This window comes from Asanoa siamensis (assembly GCF_016862555.1).
GTDB lineage: Bacteria > Actinomycetota > Actinomycetes > Mycobacteriales > Micromonosporaceae > Asanoa > Asanoa siamensis.
Genome location: NZ_BONE01000018.1, coordinates 105,624 through 126,477, shown reverse-complemented (window position 1 = coordinate 126,477; position 20,854 = coordinate 105,624). Strand labels below are relative to the sequence as shown.

17 protein-coding genes are annotated in these 20,854 nt (G+C 70.4%); 3 read left to right on the top strand and 14 right to left on the bottom strand.

The genetic code is table 11. From position 1 onward, the window contains the following. Window positions 1-212 precede the first annotated feature (212 nt). Window positions 213-515 carry an STAS domain-containing protein gene (locus Asi02nite_RS13580; protein WP_239126692.1) on the bottom strand — a complete coding sequence of 101 codons (303 nt, stop codon included), beginning with the start codon at window positions 513-515 and terminating at the stop codon, window positions 213-215. Between the two features lie 67 nt (window positions 516-582). On the opposite strand from Asi02nite_RS13580, the gene map reads away from it, so the two are divergent. Then, complete coding sequence (map, locus tag Asi02nite_RS13575) at window positions 583-1,440, top strand: type I methionyl aminopeptidase (protein WP_203712989.1); 858 nt, start codon at window positions 583-585, stop codon at window positions 1,438-1,440. Window positions 1,441-1,463: 23 nt separating this feature from the next. Then, the gene (locus tag Asi02nite_RS13570; protein WP_275410324.1) at window positions 1,464-2,156 is read left to right on the top strand and encodes a VIT1/CCC1 transporter family protein; all 693 of its coding nucleotides are present in this window, start codon (window positions 1,464-1,466) and stop codon (window positions 2,154-2,156) included. 329 nt (window positions 2,157-2,485) lie between these two features. On the opposite strand, the gene Asi02nite_RS13565 is transcribed toward Asi02nite_RS13570, so the two are convergent. The 9 genes from Asi02nite_RS13565 to Asi02nite_RS13525 all read right to left on the bottom strand — a co-directional run bounded on the left by Asi02nite_RS13565 (window position 2,486) and on the right by Asi02nite_RS13525 (window position 12,877). Continuing rightward, the gene (locus Asi02nite_RS13565; protein WP_203712987.1) at window positions 2,486-3,061 is read right to left on the bottom strand and encodes a pyridoxamine 5'-phosphate oxidase family protein; all 576 of its coding nucleotides are present in this window, start codon (window positions 3,059-3,061) and stop codon (window positions 2,486-2,488) included. Between the two features lie 45 nt (window positions 3,062-3,106). Then, window positions 3,107-3,802, bottom strand: a complete 696-nt coding sequence (locus tag Asi02nite_RS13560; protein ID WP_203712986.1) for a gamma-glutamyl-gamma-aminobutyrate hydrolase family protein — start codon at window positions 3,800-3,802, stop codon at window positions 3,107-3,109. A 609-nt stretch (window positions 3,803-4,411) separates the two neighbouring features. After that, window positions 4,412-5,119: a gamma-glutamyl-gamma-aminobutyrate hydrolase family protein gene (locus tag Asi02nite_RS13555; RefSeq protein WP_203712985.1), complete on the bottom strand. Its 708-nt coding sequence runs from the start codon at window positions 5,117-5,119 to the stop codon at window positions 4,412-4,414. Between the two features lie 63 nt (window positions 5,120-5,182). Beyond that, a complete protein-coding gene (locus Asi02nite_RS13550; protein WP_203712983.1) occupies window positions 5,183-5,947 on the bottom strand; it encodes a 3-oxoacyl-ACP reductase in 765 nt (254 codons plus the stop codon). A gap of 8 nt (window positions 5,948-5,955) precedes the next feature. Next, complete coding sequence (locus Asi02nite_RS13545) at window positions 5,956-7,308, bottom strand: aldehyde dehydrogenase family protein (RefSeq protein WP_203712981.1); 1,353 nt, start codon at window positions 7,306-7,308, stop codon at window positions 5,956-5,958. Window positions 7,309-7,644: 336 nt separating this feature from the next. Further along, window positions 7,645-9,012: a glutamine synthetase family protein gene (locus Asi02nite_RS13540; protein WP_203712979.1), complete on the bottom strand. Its 1,368-nt coding sequence runs from the start codon at window positions 9,010-9,012 to the stop codon at window positions 7,645-7,647. A gap of 51 nt (window positions 9,013-9,063) precedes the next feature. Continuing rightward, on the bottom strand, window positions 9,064-9,861 hold the full coding sequence (locus Asi02nite_RS13535) for a FadR/GntR family transcriptional regulator (protein WP_203712977.1): 798 nt from the start codon (window positions 9,859-9,861) through the stop codon (window positions 9,064-9,066). Window positions 9,862-10,329: 468 nt separating this feature from the next. Next, window positions 10,330-11,907: an amino acid permease gene (locus Asi02nite_RS13530; RefSeq protein WP_203712975.1), complete on the bottom strand. Its 1,578-nt coding sequence runs from the start codon at window positions 11,905-11,907 to the stop codon at window positions 10,330-10,332. A gap of 19 nt (window positions 11,908-11,926) precedes the next feature. Further along, on the bottom strand, window positions 11,927-12,877 hold the full coding sequence (locus Asi02nite_RS13525; protein ID WP_203712973.1) for a choline/ethanolamine kinase family protein: 951 nt from the start codon (window positions 12,875-12,877) through the stop codon (window positions 11,927-11,929). A 153-nt stretch (window positions 12,878-13,030) separates the two neighbouring features. Here Asi02nite_RS13525 and Asi02nite_RS13520 point away from each other — a divergent pair, with 153 nt between their 5' ends. Then, window positions 13,031-15,442, top strand: a complete 2,412-nt coding sequence (locus Asi02nite_RS13520) for a GcvT family protein (RefSeq protein ID WP_203712971.1) — start codon at window positions 13,031-13,033, stop codon at window positions 15,440-15,442. Between the two features lie 83 nt (window positions 15,443-15,525). Here the strand turns inward: Asi02nite_RS13520 and Asi02nite_RS13515 are convergent, their stop codons facing one another. From Asi02nite_RS13515 to Asi02nite_RS13500, 4 genes are all read right to left on the bottom strand, one after another. Beyond that, window positions 15,526-16,920, bottom strand: coding sequence for an MFS transporter (locus Asi02nite_RS13515; RefSeq protein ID WP_203712969.1), 1,395 nt, complete (start codon window positions 16,918-16,920; stop codon window positions 15,526-15,528). 208 nt (window positions 16,921-17,128) lie between these two features. Continuing rightward, window positions 17,129-19,276 (bottom strand): putative bifunctional diguanylate cyclase/phosphodiesterase, encoded by a 2,148-nt coding sequence (locus tag Asi02nite_RS13510; protein ID WP_203712967.1) that lies wholly within the window; start codon window positions 19,274-19,276, stop codon window positions 17,129-17,131. Between the two features lie 2 nt (window positions 19,277-19,278). Continuing rightward, complete coding sequence (locus Asi02nite_RS13505; RefSeq protein ID WP_203712965.1) at window positions 19,279-20,094, bottom strand: SAM-dependent methyltransferase; 816 nt, start codon at window positions 20,092-20,094, stop codon at window positions 19,279-19,281. 89 nt (window positions 20,095-20,183) lie between these two features. Next, window positions 20,184-20,729, bottom strand: coding sequence for a hypothetical protein (locus tag Asi02nite_RS13500; RefSeq protein ID WP_203712963.1), 546 nt, complete (start codon window positions 20,727-20,729; stop codon window positions 20,184-20,186). Between the last annotated feature and the right edge of the window lie 125 nt (window positions 20,730-20,854).

Here is a 20,854-nt window from a genome sequence, read left to right as displayed (position 1 = left end):
CCGCTCGCTGCCGTTGGTCAGCGACGGTGCGGCGGCTGTCGGCTGGGGTGGGTGCGTTCGGCGTTCAGGACCGTTTTGATCGGTCTGGTTTCTGAGATTTGGTCGCCGCGGGCCTGGCAGGGGCGGGCCCCCTGGGGCCCGGCCCGGTGTCCGGCGGGAGCGACGGTCGTGCCCACCGCGGACCCGGGAAAGAATGCCGAACTAGATCTTGATTATTCGGACAGCCAGGTCTGATCGCCCAGGCCGGCGATGTCGAGGACGCGGCGTACGCGGCGGGATGGGATCACCGCGAGGTGCGGGATGCGGTCCGTGAGGCGGACGAGGGCCTGGATCGCCGCCGAGTCGAAAAACGTGACCGCGCGCAGGTCGAGGGTGACCTTGTCGGCGGGCTCGCGGGTGGCGGCCTGGAACATCTGGTCGGCCGTCGCCATGTCGACCTCGCCCGTCACGACCACGCGGCGGTGGTCTGCGTCACCCTCGGCGGTGGCGGAGAAGACGGTCTCCTCTTGATCCACGGCACCAACCTTGGCACACCCCTGTGGCCCCGGCAAGCAACCCCCCGGCGTCGCTAGTGTGTGAACCATGGCCGACCGTGCTCCGCTGACCCCCGGCAAGATCTCGCCGTGGCGCCAGGTGCCGCCCTCGATTCCACGTCCTGAATATGTCGGGAAGAAGGGTCCCACGCCCTGGCGCGGTTCGCACGTCCAGACGCCGGAGACGATCGAGCGGATGCGGGTTGCCGGGCGGCTCGCCGCGCAGGCCACGCAACTCGCCGGTGAGCACTGCAAACCCGGTGTCACCACCGACGAAATTGACCGCGTGGTGCACGAGTTTTTGGTTGACCACGGCGCATATCCGTCGACGCTCGGCTACAAAGGTTTTCCGAAATCCTGCTGCACGAGCCTCAACGAGGTCATCTGTCACGGCATCCCGGACACGACCGTGCTCGAGGACGGCGACATCATCAATGTCGACGTGACCGCGTTCATCGACGGCGTGCACGGCGACACCGACGCGACGTTCCTGGTCGGCGACGTGGCCGAGGAGGACCGGCTGCTCGTCGAGCGCACCCACGAGGCGATGATGCGCGGCATCCGGGCGGTCGCGCCGGGACGGCAGATCAACGTGATCGGCCGGGTGATCGAGTCGTACGCGAAGCGGTTCGGCTACGGCGTCGTCCGTGATTTCACCGGGCACGGCATCGGCGAGGCGTTCCACAGCGGGCTTTACGTGCCGCATTACGACAGCCCCCGGCCGACCGACGTCATGGAGCCGGGCATGACCTTCACGATCGAGCCGATGATCACACTGGGCACCTACGAGTACGACATGTGGAGCGACGGCTGGACCGTCGTCACGAAGGACCGCAAGTGGACCGCGCAGTTCGAGCACACGATCGTGGTGACCGAGGACGGCCACGAGATCCTGACCCTTCCGTGACGGCACCGGCGGTCGACCCGGAGCTGCCCGCCCCGCACCACCACGCCGACGTCTCCGGTGGCCGGCTGCGACCGGCGGTATTCGGCGCGATGGACGGTCTCGTCACCAACATCGCGCTGATAGCCGGTGTCGGCGGTGGCGGGGTCGGCTCGCGGACCCTGGTGCTGACCGGCGTCGCCGGCCTGGTGGCGGGGGCGATCTCGATGGGCCTGGGCGAGTACACGAGCGTGCGCAGCCAGAACGAGCAGGTCAAGGCCGAGGTGGCCAAGGAGCGCCGCGAGCTGGAGCGGCATCCGGAGGCGGAGGCGCGGGAGCTCGCGGACAGCTGGGTACGGCGCGGGCTGCCGCGGGAGCTGGCCGACCAGGTGGCGCAGGCGCTGCGGAACAACCCGCGGGAGGCGCTGCGGGTACACGTCCAGGAGGAGATGGGCGTCGACGCGGAGGATCACCCGAGCCCGTGGGCGGCGGCGATCCTGTCGTTCGTCTTCTTTTCCATCGGGGCGGTCGTGCCGCTGCTGCCTTATCTGCTGGGTTTGTCGAATCTGTGGGTGGCGCTCGGGGTCGGCGGGTTCGGGTTGTTCCTGGCCGGGGTGTTCGTCGCCCGTTTCACCCAGCGGCGGTGGTGGACCAGTGGTCTGCGGCAGCTCGTGCTGGGGGCGTTGGCGGCCGCGGCTACGTATGGGATCGGGACGTTGATCGGGGTTTCAGCGGCCTGACCGGCTGGGCCGGTGACCAGCGCGTTTGCAGCAGCCCGACCGGCCGGGCGGTGACCAGCGTCTCCACCAGCCCGATCAGCCGGAGCGGTGACCAGCGTTTTCACCAGCCCGACCAGCCGGAGCGGTGACCAGCGTCTCCACCAGCCCGACCAGCCGGCGCGGTGACCAGCGTTTCCACCAGCCCGACCGGCCGCAGCGGTGAGCGCGGCCAGTTGTTTGGTCTGACCTTTTGCCGTCGCGGACCTGGCAGGGGCGGGCCCCCTCGGGCCCGGCCCGGTGTCCGGCGGGAGCGACGGTCGCGCCCACCACGGACCCGGGCGCGAATCACATCATTCGGGAATCGACGCCACAGGCTCGTCGAAGGCCTGCAGCCCGTCGATGCTCGCCGCGTTCTTATTCCGCCGATAATCCGCCAATGCCGCCTCGTCCTTCCGCGCCGCCCATCGCAGGGGGAGATCACGATCGCCGTCGTAGCTCATCAAGGGCACCGCGTAGCCACACGAGTCGCTGACCCGGCTCACCTCCACCGTGATCACCCCGCGCAGACCACCCAGATCGGGCGCGTCGGGAAAATCGGAAAGCAGCGCCTCGAGATCGGGATGCCCGATCGGCGTGTGCGTCCCCCGTCCATGCAGCCGCACGATGTTCGGTGGCCCCTGGAAGGCGCAGAACATGATCGTGATGCGGCCGTTCTGCCGCAGGTGGGCGAGCGTCTCCGCCCCACTGCCGTGGAAGTCGAGGTAGGCCACCCGGTGCTCGCCCAGCACCGCGAACGTGCCACCCATCCCCTTGGGCGAAAGGTTGACGTGCCCGCCGTCGCCGGACGGCGCTGTCGCCACGAAGAACATGTGCTGAGCCTCAATGAACTCCCGCAGCCGCCCGTCGATCTTCTCGTGGAGCTTCATGCCCTCGATGCTGCCACCGGCGCGCGCCCGCGGCGTAACCGGATTTCAGCTGGTGGACGCGGCCGCGACCAGCGCCGCGAACAGCCGGTGATCGGTGGTGTCCTCCGGATGCCACTGCACACCGATGGCGAACCGCAGCGACTGGTCCTCGACGACCTCGATCAGGTTGTCCTCCGGACACCACCCGGTGGCGGTCAGCTTCCCGGGATCGGCGACGCCCTGATGGTGGAAGGAGTTGACCTCCACGGACTCGCCGAGCAGCGACCGCCCGAGCGACCCCGGCGCCAGGTCGACCCGATGGAACCCGAACTTCGGCCCCGACACCGGCCGATGGTTGTCATGCCCGAGCACGTCGGGCAGGTGCTGGTGCAATTTCCCGCCGTACGCGACCGACATGAGCTGCATCCCGCGGCAAATTGCGAGCGTCGGCAGATTTGCGGCGAGCGCGGCCCGTAAAAGCAGCATTTCGGCGGCATCACGCTCAGGCTTGACCTGCGTGGTCGGATGCGCCGGCTCCCCGTAGAGCGCCGGGTCGACATCGGACCCACCGGTGAACACGATCCCGTCGAGCCCTTCCAGGGCATCGACATCGGGCGCGTCGGGAGTGATGAGCACCGCGCGACCGCCACTGTTGTGCACCGCCTGGACATAGGCGAAGGGCAGCACCGCGGCGAACGTGTCGTTGAGCCCGAACCTAGCCTCTTCGGCGTAGGTGGTCAGGCCGATCACGGGCCGGGACATCAGCTCACTCTAGCGGGAGTACGCGATCTTCAAACCAGACATCCAGGCAGGTGAGCTGGACTCCGAACGACCGAAGATCTGGAAGATGCGGGCCCGGGTACGCGGTGGTCCGGACCGTCGCTCCCGCCGGACAAACTCGCTGACGCGTCGAGCCAGGTCCGCGATCCACGAGCCCGGGTGGTCGGCCTTCGATTTTCCGGTTCCGCTCCTTACTCGTCTAGCGACCGCCCAGTGTTTGGCCACGCGGCACGGTCGACTGGGCGGGCCCATCCGCCGCGTTGGTGGCGCAACGTTTCGGCCGCCTCTTCATTCCTGCACCGAGTGCGGGCGGAGGGTCGACACCCGCTAAAGGCGGCGGGCGGGGGCAGCGGACGACGAGCGGAGAGGGGCAGCGAGCAGCGAGCAGGCTGACGGTCAAGCCGGCCACGCCGAGGGCGTGCAGTGCCGGACAGCAGGCAGCAGGCAGCGGACAGCGGACAGCGGACAGCGGACAGCGGACAGCGGACAGCGGGGACGCTAAGTCCGGTCCGCTGCCGCACATAGCGACGCACCACCCGCGCGGAGGCGGATGGTGCGTCGGTTGGCTCTCGTGCCGGAGTGGCTTATGGGTCAGTTGTTGCGGGCCGCGTCCACCAGGGACTCGAAGATGCGGCGTTCGCCGGCCTCCTCCGGGTGCCATTGGACGCCCAGGACGAACGGCTTCGCCGGGTCCTCGACCGCCTCGACGACGCCGTCGTCCGCCCAGGCCGTGACCGTCAGCGAGCCGGGATCGGCGACGCCCTGGTGGTGGTACGTGTTGACCTCCACGCTGTTGTCGCCGTCCGGGCCGTCGCCGGCCACCTCCGCCGCGAGCGAGCCCGGCTCGAGCGTGATCCCGTGCCAGCCATAGACGCCCGGGCCGGGGCGGTGCTTGTCGGAGCCGACCACGTCCGGCAGGTGCTGGTGCAGCCGCCCACCGCACGTCACCGCGAGCAGCTGCATTCCCCGGCAGATTCCCAGCACCGGCAGGTCCGTCCGCAGCGCCGCTTGGAGCAGCAGCGACTCACCGCGATCGCGGTCCGGGCGGCTTTCGGTCAGGGGGCCTGGCTCCTCGCCGTACAAATCGGGTCCAAGATCTGCGCCCCCGGCAATGATCAAAGCATCGAGGGCGCGGAGCACGTCGGCATCGGTGTCGTCGGGGGGCAATATCACCGCCCGGGCGCCGGCGGCGGTCACCGCGTCGACGTAGGACTTTCTGATCAAGGCTGCGTCCTGGTCGATCCAAACTCCCCAGGAAGCGGGTTCTACATAGGACGTAATTCCGACGATCGGTCGCACGTTGGTTGGAAACCTCCTCCTCCAACTACTTTGCTACCCGGCAACCGGATCGCCAAACGATCGCTACAGGGGTGTGACGTACGCCCCGGTAATTCCGCCGTCGACGACGAACTGCGCCGCTGTCATGAACGAGGCGTCGTCGCTCGCCAGGAAGGCCACCGCCGCCGCGATCTCCTCGGGCTGGCCGAACCGGCCCATCGGCACGTGCACCAGGCGCCGCGCGGCCCGCTCCGGATCCGCCGCGAACAGCTCCAGCAGCAGCGGCGTGGCGATCGGCCCCGGACACAGCGCGTTGACCCGGATGCCCTCCCGGGCGAACTGAACTCCCAGCTCGCGAGTCATCGCCAGCACACCGCCCTTACTCGCGGTGTAGGCGATCTGTGAGGTGGCCGCGCCCATCAGCGCGACGAACGAGGCGGTGTTGACGATCGCGCCCTTGCCCTGCCGGCGCATGTGCGGGATGGCGTATTTGCAGCACAGGTAGACGCTGGTGGTATTGACCCGGATGACCCGCTCCCACACGTCGAGTCCGGTTTCCAGGATGGAATCGTCGTCGGGCGGCGAAATTCCGGCGTTGTTGAACGCTATATCGACGCTTCCATACCTTTCGGCGACCCCGTCGAACAGCTCGCGTACGCCGGCCTCGTCGGTCACGTCGCAGAGCACGAACTCGCCGCCCACCTCGTCGGCCGCCGCCTTGCCGGCCTCGGCCGCGACGTCGACGCAGACCACCTTGGCGCCCTCGGCGGCGAACCGCCGGGCGGTGGCCAGCCCGATACCGCTGCCGGCACCGGTGATCACTGCCACCCGGTCCTGGAGCCTGTTCATCGAACCTCTCAATCAGTCGCGAGGAAGACGTTCTTGACGTCGGTGAACGAGAGCAGCGCGTCCGGGCCCAGCTCACGCCCCAGCCCGGACTGCTTCATGCCGCCGAACGGGGTCCAGTAGCGGACCGACGAGTTGGAGTTGACGGACAGGTTGCCGGTCTCGACGCCGCGGGCGACGCGGATCGCCCGGCCCACGTCGCGAGTCCAGATCGAGCCGGACAGGCCGTACTCCGTGTCGTTGGCCAACCGGATCGCGTCGGCCTCGTCGTCGAACGGCAGCACGGACACCACCGGGCCGAAGATCTCCTCGCGCCAGTGCCGGTCGCCGGTCGAGGAGGCGAGGAGAACTGTTGGCGCGTACCAGAATCCGGGTCCTTCCGGTGTGGACCCGGTGAACGCCACGGACGCGCCATCCACATAGGAGCGCACCGAGTCGCGCTGCCCCGCGGTGATCAACGGGCCCATCTGGGCGGTCTCCAACGCCGGATCCTCGACCCGGAACGCCTTGACCGCGGGTTCGAGAAGCTCCAGAAACCGGTCGTACGCGCCGCGCTCCACCAGAATCCGCGACCGCGCGCAGCAGTCCTGGCCGGCGTTGTCGAAAACCGCGGCCGGCGCAGCCGCGGCGGCCTTTTCCACGTCCGCGTCCGCGAACACGATATTGGCGCTTTTTCCGCCGAGCTCGAGCGTGACCCGTTTGACCTGGTCAGCACAGCCGCGCATGATCCGCTGCCCGACCTGCGTCGAGCCGGTGAAGCAGACCTTTCGCACGGCCGGGTGGGTGACGAACCGTTCGCCGACCACGGATCCGCGCCCGGGTACGACGGTGAACACGCCTTCCGGCAGCCCGGCCCGCAACGCGAGCTCGCCCAGCCGCAGCGCCGTCAGCGGCGTCACCTCGGCGGGTTTCAGCACCACGGTGTTGCCGGCGGCGAGCGCGGGCGCGAATCCCCAGCCGGCGATCGGCATCGGGAAGTTCCACGGCACGATGATGCCGACCACGCCGAGCGGCTCGTGGAACGTCACGTCGAGCCCGCCGGCGACCGGGATCTGCCGGCCCATCAGCCGCTCCGGCGCGCCCGCGTAGTAGTCGAGCACGTCCCGGACGTTGCCGGCCTCCCAGCGAGCGTTGCCGATGGTGTGGCCGGAGTTGCGGACCTCGAGCTCGGCCAGCTCCTCGATGTGCTCGTCGACGACCGCTGCGAACCGGCGCAACAGCCGCGCGCGGTCGCCGGGCGCCACGGCCCGCCATCGCGGGAACGCGGCGCTCGCCCGCTCGATGGCCGCGTCCGTGTCGTACAGGCTGCTCGCGGGCACGGTCTCGATCGCCAGCCCGGTGGCCGGGTTGACCAGTTCGGTCACGGTCGTGTTCCCCCAAAGATCTCTCGTGGTACGGCGTGGCGCGCGGGCGAGGTCGGGGCGGCTCGGCTCCTCGCGGCATCGGACCCGATGCGGGCGGCGCGGTGCTGTCCGGGTTGGACGTCGCGTGACCACGCCGCGCGATGGCGGCGACTGGACAGGCGGAACGCCTGTGCGGCACCGCGCTTCGGGCGGAACGTCTGCGGTGCATCGCACCGCAGACCGAACGTCCGCGGCGCGCCGCGCGGCAGGCCGAACGTCCGTGGTGGGCCGCTCCGCGCGTGCGTCCGGTCGCTTTCCGGGCCCGGCGGGATTCCGCCGTGTTTCACGTCCTGCCCCTTACAAGCGCTCGAAGCCGCGGAACAGCTCCCAGTCGGTCACGGCGGCGTCGAATGCCGCCAGTTCGACCCGGGCGCGGTTGGCGTAATGGTCGACCACCTCGTCGCCGAACGCCTCCCGGGCCAGCGCGGAGCCTTCCCAGAGCGCCGCCGCCTCCCGCAGGGTGGCGGGCACGCGTTCCGACGAGTCGTCGCCGTACGCGTTGCCGGTGAACTCGGCCTCCAGCGGCAGCTTCCGCTCGATGCCGTGCAGGGCGCCGGCCACGAGCGCGGCGATCGCGAGGTACGGGTTGACGTCGGCGCCCGGCACCCGGTTCTCGACCCGCAGGCCCTGGCCGTGCCCGACCACCCGCAGCGCGCAGGTGCGGTTGTCGCTGCCCCAGCGCAGCGCGGTCGGCGCGAACGAGCCCGGCTGGTACCGCTTGTAGGAGTTGATGTTCGGCGCGAACAGCACGCTGAACTCGCGCATCGTCGCCAGCATCCCGGCCAGCGCGTGCTGCGCGGTGTCGCTCAGATGCGCCGGCCCGTCGCCGGGCATCGCCGAGCGGTCGTCGGGTCCGCGCAGCGAGAAGTGGATGTGGCAGGAGTTGCCCTCCCGCTCGTTGGGCTTGGCCATGAAGGTGATCGACATGCCCTCCTGGGCGGCGATCTCCTTGGCGCCGTTCTTGTAGATGACGTGGTGGTCGGCGCAGGTCAGCGCGTCGGCGTAGCGGAAGGCGATCTCGTGCTGGCCCAGGTTGCACTCGCCCTTGGCGCTCTCGGGGACGAGCCCGGCCCCGGCCATCTCGTTGCGGATGCGGCGCAGCAGCGGCTCGACCCGGGCGGTGCCGAGCAGCGAGTAGTCGACGTTGTAAAGGTTGGCGGGATTCAGCTCGCGGTAACCGCGCCGCCAGGCGTCCTCGTACGAGTCGCGGTAGAGCACGAATTCGAGCTCGGTGCCGGCGTACGCGGTCAGCTCGTGGGCCGCCAGCCGGTCGAGCTGGCGCCGGAGGATCTGTCGCGGGCTGGCCGCGACGTCGCCGGAGCCGTCCAGCCACGCGAGGTCGGCCAGCAGCAGCGCGGTGCCGGGCTGCCAGGGGACGCGGCGCAGCGTGGCCAGGTCGGGCACCATCGCGAAGTCGCCGTAACCGCGCTCCCAGCTCGACATCGCGTAGCCGTCGACCGTGTTCATGTCGACGTCGACTGCGAGCAGGTAGTTGCAGCCCTCCGCGCCCGCCTCGGTGACCTCGTCGAGGAAGAACCGGCCGTGCAGCCGCTTGCCCTGCAGGCGCCCCTCCATGTCGGTCAGCGCGAGCGCGACGGTGTCGAGCTCACCGCCGTCCACGGCCACGGCGAGCTCCTCGAGCGTGAGCGCCGGTTCTCGGGTCATCCTCGCGCCTCCATTGAGAAAAGGTCTACTCGTAAACCATTACCGCGTCAATCATCCGAGCAAACCGCGCAGCAGCTCGGCGGTCGCGTCGCAGTGCTCCTCCATCGTGGCCCGCGCGGCGGCGGCGTCACCGGCGAGAATCGCGTCGACGACCCGGGTGTGTTGCCGGTCGGAGTGGTCCAGGTTCTTCTTGATCACCGGAATGCTGGCCAGCAGCCGGTCGAGGGTGAGCTGCACGTCGGCGATCGCGGCGGCCAGCGAGGGGCTTCCGCCGGCGGCGGCGATGGCGAGATGGAGCCGCGAGTCGGCGACACGCCGCGTGGCCGGATCCCGGTTCCGGGAGGCGGCCAGGCAGGCGACGAGCTGCTGCCGATCAACGGCGGCGAGGGTACGGGTGGCGGCCAGCCCCGCGGCGCCGGGCTCCAGAACCCGCCGGAAGTCGAGGGCGTCGTGCAGCGAGTCGCCCATCTGCCGGGCGAGCTCCACGGCACCGCCGCCGCCCGCCGGTCGGACGAAGGCCTTCCGTCCCTTGTCGAGCACGACGCCGATGGGCGCGACGATGAAGGTCCCACCGGTACGACCGCGCCGCGACTCGAGAATGCCGGCCTCCCGCAGCGCCCGGATGGCCTCCCGCAGGGTGACCCGACTGACCTGGAGCCGCTCGGCCAACTCCCGCTCGGCGGGCAACCGGTCACCGGTCCCGACGAGCCCCAACCGGATCGCCTGCGCAAGCCGCGAAACGGTGATCTCAAAGGCGTTGCCACCGCGTACGGGCCGCCACAGCGGCACGCCCGTGACTTTCGCCGGCACGCCGGCCTCCGCGGCGGGCGGCTTGGCCGCTTTCCGCACGCGCTTCGGCCTGTGCAGCGGGCCCTGCACGTCGAACCGCACGGCCTGGCCGCCGGCGAACCGCAGCTTCGCCTTCGCGCCCCGCTCGCGACGTTGCTCTGGCGCGGCGTCGTCGGCGTCGGCTTGGTCCGACGGGGCCGCCGCCTCCCCCGTCGGACCGCCAACCGCTTCCCCGGACGCTGCGTCAAGGTCGGACCGACCCGCCGCGGCCCGCGGGATCGCAGTGCCGGCCCCGCCCCCAACAGACCCCGGATCAATTCCGGACCCGCCCACCGCCGCCCGCGAGATCACTGCGCCGGCCCCGCCGGACTGATCGTCCCCTTCCCGCAACGTCTCCTGCACCTGGCGCGGGGCAGGCTTGCGGCCGGCATCGGTGGGCATCGTGCGTACCCCCAAATGAAGCGAATCTGGCCCTTCCCCCACGACCGGCGCGGCGCCGGCCGTGAGGGAAACAGAGAGCCTGAGAACTTAGGGCGTCTTCCACGCGTCCGCGGGAGCGGCGTCCGATTCCTCGATCGTTCGGCGCGGGCCGGTGAACCAGTGGCGTGCGGAGACGAGCCACCATACCCAGACCGCGAGGAGTACGCCGCCCACTGCGAGCGGTGCGTAGTTCACCGCGCTCCAGGTGAAATCTTCGCTGAACGGGACCGCGGCCGGGGTGAACGGCATGATGAAATAAATCGATATGATCGCGATTTCGATCACCGCGATCCAGCCCAGCACCTTGTAGCGGCGGCCGAGTGTCCACGGGCCCGGCCGGAAGGCGTCGCCCATCCGCAATCGCAGCGCGATCGGGATCAGGAACGCCAGGTAGAGGCCGATGACCGCCACCGAGACCACCGCGTAGAACGCGATCGGGATGCCGTTGTACTGGTACAGCGCCGGGAGCGTGAGCACGCCGCCGGCGACGGTGCCGGCGATGATCGCGTACACCGGGGTGCCGTCGCGGTTGACCTTCGACCAGAGGCGCCAGCCGGGGACCGCGCGGTCACGGCTGAAGGCGTACGTCATCCGGGACATCGAGGTCACGCAGCTCATGCCGCAGAAGAACTGGCCGATCGTACTGATGATGATGACGATCTTGAAGAAGACCGGGGTAAGCGCCGTTTCGAAGATGGCGCCCGAAAAGCCGCCGGCGGCATTGACGGCTTCCACGTCGGTGGCGGCGAACAGGAAGGCCAGCAGCAGAATCCAGCCGCCGATGGCGGAATAGAAGATGGACTGCCACAGGCCCCGGGCCGCAGCGTGCGAGGCGCCGCGGGTCTCCTCCGAGACGTGCGCGCACGCGTCGAAGCCGGTGATCGTGTACTGGGTCAACAGGAAGCCGAGCGGCAGGATGAAGAACCAGAACATCAGTCCATTGTGGTCACCGTCGCCGAAGCCGGAGTTGTTGAAGCGTTCGGTGAAGACGAACTGGAAGCTCTGGTGGTCGTCCGGCACGATGATCAGGATCAGCACGACCGCCGCGGCGCCGGCCACGTGCCACCAGACCGAGACGTTCTGCAGGATGTCGATGATCGCGTGGCCCCAGATGTTGATGATGCCGTGCAGGGCCAGGATGATCACGAAGAGCAGGAACGCCTGGTTGAGCGTGCCGGCCCAGCCGTCGAACAGCGCCGACAGCGTGAGGTTGAGGAACGTCGCGCAGCCGTAGTCGACCGACGCCGTGACCGCGATCAGGCCGACCAGGTTGAGCCAGCCGGTGAACCAGCCGTGCACCGGCTTGCCCATTTTCGCGGCCCACCAGTAAATCCCGCCGGCGGTCGGGTACGCGGAGACGAGCTCCGACATGCACAGGCCGATGATCAGGATGAAGATCGAGATGAGCGGCCAACCCCACGAGATCGCGATCGGGCCGCCGTTGTTCCAGGCCTGCCCGAAGGTGGTGAAGCAGCCGGCCAGGATCGAGATGATGGAGAACGAGATGGCGAAGTTGGAGAACCCGCTCCATTTACGCCGGAGTTCCTGCTTGTAACCGAGCTCCGCGAGCCGCTGGGCATCGTCGTCCAGTGGCTGCTCACCCGTCTCGGGCGACGTGGTCGTCACTGCTACACCTCCCGGGTGCTCATAACGGGGTTGCCGTGCGGCCCGCGGCGGCGTCGATCAGCCGACCCAGTTCGGGTGCGTCCAGATCGCGGGTCGCCCGGGCCCATTTGTCGGCCGCCTCGCGCCAGTAGTCGAAGGTCGACCCGGGCGTGCGGAGCAGGCCGTGGTGCACGGAGAACCAGAGCGTCCAGGTGACGTTGGACAGGATCAGGTGCAGCCGGACGCGCGCGGTCAGCGCGGGCCCGGTCTCCGTGCCGAAGTAGGCGGACGCGAGCGCCGCCGTCCGGTCGGGGTCGAAGTCGGCCTCGGCCGCTATGTCACCCAGCTCGAAAGCGGGGTCGTTGTTGCCGGACAGCTGGTAGTCGACGATGCGTACGTCGCCGGCGAGGTCGATGAAATTCTCCGGAAGCAGGTCGTTGTGGCACGGCCGCTTCGCCAATGGTCTTTTTTCGAGCGTTTTAGCGATCGCGTCCACGGTGGAATCCCGCTCGGCGTAGCCGTCCGGCACCCGCAGGCCGTGCCGGGCGCAGATGCCGAGCAGCTCGCGCCGTTTCTCGAGGATGTCGAACCCGTTCGCGAACGCCGGGCCGCCGTGCAGCGTCCGGCACGCGGCGGCGATCTTCGTGATCACCTCGGGCGTACGCACGTCGTCGGCGTGCAGCGTCCGCCCCGGCAGGAACTGCAGGACCAGCGCGGGTACGTCCGGCAGGACCTCGATCACCCGCGCCCCGGCGCCGCTCTCGGCCGCCCGCAGGGTGTTCTCGATCTCCTGCTCCGGCGGGATTCCGAGGCCCGCCGCGGAGACCGCCGGCTCGAGCACCCGCAGCAGGTAGCTGCGCCCGCCCGCGTCGACCCGCCAGATGTGGTGCGACAGCCCGCCCGCGACCGGCGTCACCCGCACCGGCCGCCCGGCGAAGAGCGAGACGCGGCGCAGCACCGCGTCGACCTCGGGTCGCTCCGCCATCCGCATGCCCGCCTCCGCATGCCCCGGACCCCGGATACGGACCAGGGCCTAGGCGGGAGTGTTGACCTCCGTGATCACATCGGTCAATACTCACGAGGTTAAAAGTTCACTGACCGGACAGCTGATTTGGTCAGACCTTTTTGGTGGTACGACTCCCCTGTGCGGACGGATGCGCAAGTCGTGATCGTCGGCGGCGGGGTCGCGGGCTGCAGCATCGCCTACCACCTCGCCCGGCTCGGCTGGACGGACGTGCTGGTCGTGGAGCGCCACGAGCTGACCGAGGGCACGACGTGGCACTCGGCGGGATTCGTCGGCCAGCTCCGGTCGACGATCAGCCAGACCCGCATGATCATGTATTCGTCCGGGCTCTACGCCGAGCTCGCCGGCCGGACCGGCCTCGACCCCGGCTGGCGCGGCGTCGGCGGCGTGCGCCTGGCGACCACCCAGGAACGGGTCGAGGAACTGCTCCGCCAGGCATCGGCGGCCACAACCTACGGACTCGACCTGGAACTGCTGACCCCCGCCGAGCTGAAATCCCGCATGCCCTGGCTCGCGGTCGACGACGTGAGACTGGCCGGCTGGCTGCCCGGCGACGGCTACCTGCGACCGGCCGCGCTGGCCGGCGCCCTCGCGGCCGGAGCCCGGGCACTCGGCGTCGAGTTCGTGACGGGCACCGAGGTCACCGGCGTGACGGTCGCCGACGGCCGCGTGACCGGCATCGTCACCACGCGCGGGCCGGTGGCGACGGAGATCGTCGTGGACGCGGCCGGCGCGGCGGCCGGACACGTCGCCGCGCTGGCCGGCGTCGCCGTGCCGGTGGTGCCGATCAAACACCAGTACGTCGTCAGCTCGCCGCTCCCGCTGGCCGGAGTGCCGTCGTTGCCGACCGTCCGCGACCCGGACCACATCGTCTACTTCCGCGGCTCCGACGACCCGGCGCACCCCGACGGCCTGCTGATCGGCGGGTATATCCGCACACCGTCGGTGTGCTGGCCCGAGTCAGGGCCACCGCTCGCCTCCCCCCGCGCCCTGTTCGCCCCGGAGCTGGACCTTTTCGCCGAGTCGTGGGCAGCGGGCCAGCACCGCGTGCCCACCCTGCGCGACGCGTCGATCGCCCGCGTCGTCAACGGACCGGAGGCCTTCACACCTGACGGCGAGTTCCTGCTCGGCGAGACCGCGGTGCGCGGTTTCTGGGTGGCGGCGGGATTCTGCGTACACGGCCTCGCGGCCGCCGGCGGCGTCGGCAAGGTCATGGCCGAGTGGATCGTCGACGGCCAACCGGAATACGACGTGTCCCATATGGACATCCGCCGGTTCGGCGCGCACGCGGCCAGCCGCGCGTGGGCGACCGCCAAGGCGCTCGACGCGTACTCCCGCTACTACGACGTGGTCTATCCGCACACCGAATGGACCGCCGGACGCCCATTGCGCCGCTCGGCCGTCTGGCCCCGCACCGTCGACGCCGCGCTGGGCGAGAAGGCCGGTTGGGGGCGGGTCAACTGGTTCCCCGCCCGCGCCGACGACCCGGCGGCCACGCGGCCCGCGGGCTGGGCCGGCCGCACCTGGTCGCCCGCGATCGCCGCCGAGTGCCGGGCCACCGAGACGGCGGCGGGCCTGTTCGACCAGTCGTCGTTCGCCAAGCTCGACGTCCGGGGCCGGGGCGCGGTCGACTTCCTGCAGTGGATGTGCGCCAACGACGTGGACCGCCCGGTCGGCGGCGTCGCGTACACCCAGTTGCTCAACGCCCGCGCCGGCATCGAGGCCGACCTGACCGTGACCCGCCTGGCCGACGACCATTTCCGCATCGTGACCAGCACCGCATCCGGCGTCAGGGACGCCGCCTGGCTCCGCCGCCACGCCCCCGACAGCGTCCGGATCGACGACGTCACCGGGGCGTACGGCTGCCTGTGCCTGTGGGGCCCCGCGGCCCGGGAGATCGTGACGCCGCTGGTCGACGGCGACCTGGACACCCGCTTCATGCGCGCCTCCCGGGTCACCATCGGCCCGGTGCCGGTGCTGGCCCAGCGGGTCACCTTCGTCGGCGAGTTCGGCTGGGAGCTCTACGCGAGCACCGAGTATCTGCTGACCCTCTGGGACCTGCTGGTCGCGGCGGGCGGCCCGGACGGCCTGCGGCCCGCCGGTTATCGCGCGATCGAGTCGATGCGGCTGGAGAAGGGCTACCGGGTGTGGGGCTCCGACATCACGCCGGAGACCACGCCCGACGAGGCGGGCCTGTCGTTCGCGGTGCGCCGCGACAAGGACTTCCTCGGCAGCGCGGCCCTGCGCGCCACGACCCCGACCCGCCGCCTGCGCTGCCTGGTGCTGGACGACCCGACGGCGGTCTGCCTGGGCACGGAACCGGTGCGGGTCGGCGGCGAGCCGCGCGGCCGCGTCACCTCCGGCGGCTACGGCCACCGCGTGGAGGCGTCGATCGCCTACGCCTACCTGCCCGCCGCGGTGGAGACGGGCGAACGCGTCGAGGTGGGCATGTTCGGCACGTGGCAGCCGGCCACGGTCACCCAGGAGCCGTTGTACGACCCGGAGAACACCCGCGTCCGCCACGCGGGCTGAAGCGGCCGGCGATCGGGCGTCCGTCCGTTGCCGGGCGCCCCCTCCTGTTGCTCCGCCCGGTCGAAGTCGGCCAGTTCCTTGACCTACCGCCCCTCCCGGTCCGCCTCCGTCGGGCTCACCTCCGGCCCGGCCGGCGTCACGATCCGCTCGCTGCTCTTGGCCTTCTCCGCACCCGTCGCGACCAACTCGACCTGGGCCGCACCGTCGGGCGGTAGGCCGGCCAGGCCACCGGCCGCCGGCGAGTCATCGGCGTCCGGGATCGGCTCCCCGGCCAGCCGGCGCAACGGCGAGAGCCAGGCCACGAGCACACCGACCCCGCTCATCGCCGCCGACGTCACGATCGCCGCCCGCGGGCTCGACGCGTCGGCGACCAGACCACCGGCCAGCGCCCCGACCGGCCACCCGAGCCCGAACGACACCATCCGGCCCGCGGTGTTGACCCGGCTCTGCAGGCGGTCGGGCGTCACCCGCTGCCGCAGCGTGATCGCGTTGAGGATGACCAGCGAGTAGACCACCGCCCACAGCGCCAGCAGGCAGGCCACCGCCACCCAACTCGTCGCCACCCCGCAGGCCAGCCCGAACAGCGCCGACAACGGCAGGAACCAGAGCGTCACCCGGGGCTCGCCGATCCGCCGGGCCAGGCGCGGGAACACCAGGGCCGCCACGATGCCACCGGCGCCCCAGACTCCATAGAGGACACCTAGTCGGGCGTCGTTGGTCGGCCGTACGCCCAAGGTCTGGTCCAACCACGGCACGAACTGCCCCATGAAGGCGCCGCCGGTCATCGACTGCAGGCAGCCGACGATGGTCTGCGTACGCACGATCGGTTGCCGGCTGAGGAAGACCACGCCCTCGCGGATGTCGCGCAGCAGGCCCGCACTCGGCCCCGATCCCGCGACCGCGGCCTGCAGGGGCGTCGCGATCGCCCGCACCAGCAACGCCGAGACCGCGAACGAGACCGCGTCGACCAGCAGCAGCGGCGCCGGTGTGACCAGGGTGAGCGCGACGCCGGCGAGGCCGGGCACGACGAGTTCCAGCACGGTGCCGCCACCGTGCACGGCGGAGTTGGCCGAGGCGATCCGGGCGCGGCCGACCAGCGCCGGCAGCGCACCGAAGTTGGCGGCGTCGAAGAAGACGAACAGGATGTGGGTCAGGAACGCGACGACCAGCACGTGTGGGGCCGTCAGCACGCCGAACGCGTAGGCCACGGGGACCGAGCCCAGCACGAACGCGTTGGCCACGTCGGCGACGACCATCAGCCGCCGGCGGTCGAGCCGGTCGGCCAGCGCGCCGGCGAACAGCCCGAAGCAGAGGTAGGGCAGGCCCTCGGCGACGACCACGAACGCCGTCCACAGGCTCGACCCGGTGACCGAGTAGATCAGGACCGGCAGGGCGACGTAGGTGACCAGCGACCCCGTGACCGACACCATGCGGGCCAGCCAGTAGCGGCGGAAGTCGGTGTCGGCGAGGAGGTCCACCCGGACATCATGCCGGCACCCACCGACAAATACGTTGCCGCGATCAGCCGCATAACGCATGCTTGGAGCCAGGTCAAGAGGGGCCCCGAAGACTCCGCGCACTCGGCAAGCGCGATCGCACCGGCGCGATTAACCTCTCTCATCGCTCCGGCGCGAGGCGGCGGGCGGGCGCGCGGCCGTCATCGGCCCGTGCCCGCCCGGCTGTCCATTACAAAGGCGTCTCCGCGGCGCGCAACAGGGCGGCGATCGCCGACGCCTCCACCGGTGTGCCGAAATACCGGCCCTGCCCGCAGTCGCAGCCGAGCGCCGTCAACCCTTCCGCCTGTTCCGCCGTCTCCACCGACTCCGCCGTCACCGACAGCCCGATCGCGTGCGCCAGCCGCACCAGCGCGTCGACGATCCGCTCGGCGACCACGCTCGCCGGATCCTGCGCGCGCATCCCGTCGACGAACGGCCCGGCCAGCTTCAGGGTGTGCAGGGGCAACTGCCGCAGATAGGCGAGGTTCGAATAACCGGTGCCGAAATCGTCGATCGCCAGGCGTACGCCCGTGTCCGCCAGCTTCCGCAGCGCCCGCACCGGCTCGCCGCCCGTGGCCATCACGGCGCTCTCGGTCAGTTCGAGTTGCAGCAGGTCGGGCGGCAGCCCGCTGGCCCGCAGCGCCCCGGCCACCTGGTCGACGATCTCGGGATCGCTGACCTGGCGCGGCGACAGGTTGACGCTGACCATCAGCCGGGCCCGCGGGAACTCCTTGTGCCACCGCCCGGCCTCGACGCAGGACCGTTCCAGGACCCATTGGCCCAGGCGTACGATCAGCCCGGTCTCCTCGGCCAGCCCGATGAACTGGTCGGGAGAGAGCAGCCCGAGCGTCGGGTGCTGCCAGCGGATCAACGCCTCCACGGCGCGGATCGTGCCGCTGCCGAGCGAGACGATCGGTTGATATTCGACGACGAACTCGTCACGGCTGAGCGCCGCCGGCAGGGCCGCCGCCAGCGCGGTGCTCGTCGCCTCGCGGGCCGCCCGCTCCGGGTCGTACCGGGCCCACCTCCCGCGACCGCCCTCGGCCTTGGCCCAGTAGAGAGTCGTGTCGGCGGCCTTCATCAGCTCCGTGGCCGCGCCGTCGGCGACGAACCGGTCGACGATGCCCACGCTGGCCGAGACGGCGAGCTGGTGCGCTCCGATGTAGACAGGCTCGGCCACGGCCCGCAGCGCCGCCTCCGCCACCTCGACCGCGGTGCCGTCCTGGTCGACGTCGGCGACCAGGATGACGAACTCGTCGCCGCCCATCCGGGCGACCAGATGGCCCGCTCCCGCCACCGCCTCGGCGAGCCGGCGGGCGACGACGATGAGCAGCTTGTCGCCGACGTCGTGGCCGAGCGTGTCGTTGATGGCCTTGAAGCCGTCGAGGTCGAGGAAGCAGACCCCGATCCGGCGCTGCTCCGCCGGCTGTCGCAGCACCGCTTCCAGCCGTTCGAAGAACAGCGTGCGGTTGGGCAGGCCGGTCAACGGGTCGTGCAACGCCTGGAAACGCAGGCGCTGCTGCAGCGCGTACCGCTCGGTGATGTCCTGGACCATCGCCACCGTGTAGCGGGGGCGCCCGTCGTCGTGGCGGATCAGGCTGACCGCGAGGTCGGTCCAGAGTTCGCTGCCGTCCTTGCGGAAGTAGCGCTTCTCCATGCGTACGCGATCGCGCTTGCCTTCCAGCATCTCCTCGTAGAGCGCGACCATCCCGGGCCGGTCCTCGGCGTAGAACAGGTCGCCGACGTTGATCTCGCGCATCTCCTCGCGCGAGTAGCCGAGCATGTTGGCGAACGCCTGGTTGACGTCGAGGATCTGGCCGGACACGTCGGCGATGCCGATGCCGATCGCGGCGCCGCTGAACACCGCGCGGAACTTGGCCTCGCTGTCGCGCAACGCCCGCTCCGCCTCGTTGCGCGCCTCCCACGCGGAGCGGCTGATCCGCTCCTGCTGCGCGAACGTGCGGTCCCGCAACGCCCACGCGAAACTCTCCGCCAGCGCGGCCTGTGACGCCGTGATCCGCGCGGCCAGGTCGGGCCGGTCGAGGCCGGGCACGACGTCGTCGACGAGATGGTCGGCCAGCGCCCCCAGCGTCCAACCCAGCGCCTCGGGCTCGGTCAGGTTGGCCTCGACCAGTGCCCGGCCCACCGCGACGGCCGCCTCCGGGCTGAACTCGTCGGCCCGCAACGCCTCCGCGAGCCGCACGGTGTGCTCGGTGAGCAGGCTTTCGACCTGGTCGGACGACATGGGTACGAACGGCCGCCGGGCGATGGCACGCATCCATCGCCCGGCGTAGCGCTGTGCGCCCGACGTGCTGATCTCCGGGGCGGAGAGTGCCATGTTCAGCCCACGGTCGGCTTTCGGCCGACCCCACCGAAGGCGCCGAACCGGGCGGGGTTGTCGTCGACGTCGTCCGGTGAGTCCGGTCGCCACAGTGGCATGTGGACGACGCCGGGTTCGAGCAGCTCCCAGTCGCCGAAGAACGCGGTGACAGCGGCCTTGGAGCGCAGCGTGATCTCGGTCGCGGTGCGCGCGGAGAGCTTCTGCGCGTCCAGCATCTCCTGCGGTTGGTCCTCATAGGTCGAATGCGAGATGACCAGATAGCTGCCTGGCGCCACGGCATCGCGCAGCACCGCCATCAGGCGCTCCGGATCGTCGTCGTCGGGTACGAAGTGGACGACGCCGGCGAGCAGCACACCGACCGGTCGGGAGAAGTCGACGAGCCCCGTCTTCTTCGCTTCCGCGATGATGTAGGCGGGATCACGGACATCGGCCTGTACGACTGCCGTACGCGGATTGTCCTCCAGAATGGACCGACTGTGCGCCACCGCGACCGGATCGATGTCGACATAGACGATCCGCGCTTCGGGATTGATGGCCTGGGCCACCTCGTGCACGTTGCCCACGGTCGGAATGCCCGAACCGATGTCGAGGAACTGGTCGACGCCCAGTCGCGTCAGTTCGGCGACGGCGCGGCGCAGAAAGGCCCGGCCGGCGCGCATCGTGTCGGCCAGGTTGGGTGTCATCGCCGCGATCTGTTCGGCGAGCTGTCGGTCGATCTCGAAATTGTGCGCACCGCCCAGGAAATAGTCGTAGACCCGGGCGGCGCTCGGCCGGCTGAGATCGACCTCCGTCGGTAGCGCCCTCGACTGTTCCATCGTCCGCCTTCGTTCGATGTCGCTGGGGCTCATGGTCGCGCCCGAGCATACTCATTCCCCACGGCGGAGCGGAGCGACCCGCGTCGTACCTATTTTGCGCCTTCACCAGCCGGTACGGGGGTCGCCGGCGCATTGGCCGGGGCCGTGGTCGGCGCCTTGGTCGACGCTTTGGTCGTCGAGGGCAGCTGTTCGGCGATCATGCCGGCCTGGTGGGCGAGCGCGCCGACCACCGCCGGCACGACGGGCAGGACCCAGTCGGCGACGATGCCGGTGTGCGGCAGGTTGAGGATCAGCACGGCGGCGGCCGCACCGCCGAAGCCGTGCACGAGTCCGCGCCACGCCGCCCGTCCCGTCTGCGCGACCGCGGCTAGGCGCGCGGCGCGGCCGGTGAGGTTGGGGAACGTGTTGAGGGCGCGCGCGTCGCGGCGACCGAAGTTGAGTCCCGTGACGCCCGCGGTGACCGAGGTGCCGCCGACGACCGCCGGCAGGAGGTCCCGGTTCAGCACGTAGAGCATGAGGAAGACGCCGATCCCGATGCCGACGGCGATCGCGGCCCGCTTCCACTCACGCTTGTCGCCGGGGTACCAGTAGTACTTGGTCGTGCCCTCGGAGACCTTCTTCTCGATCCTGCCCACCCGAGGACCTCCAGTGACATGTGGTATCTGCGCCGTCACTTAGCGTAGGGGATGGGCGGAATCCGGCAATCGTGCATTTGCTTAGGAATCCCACGTGATGGGACGAGGGCGCTTCAGCTTCGGCT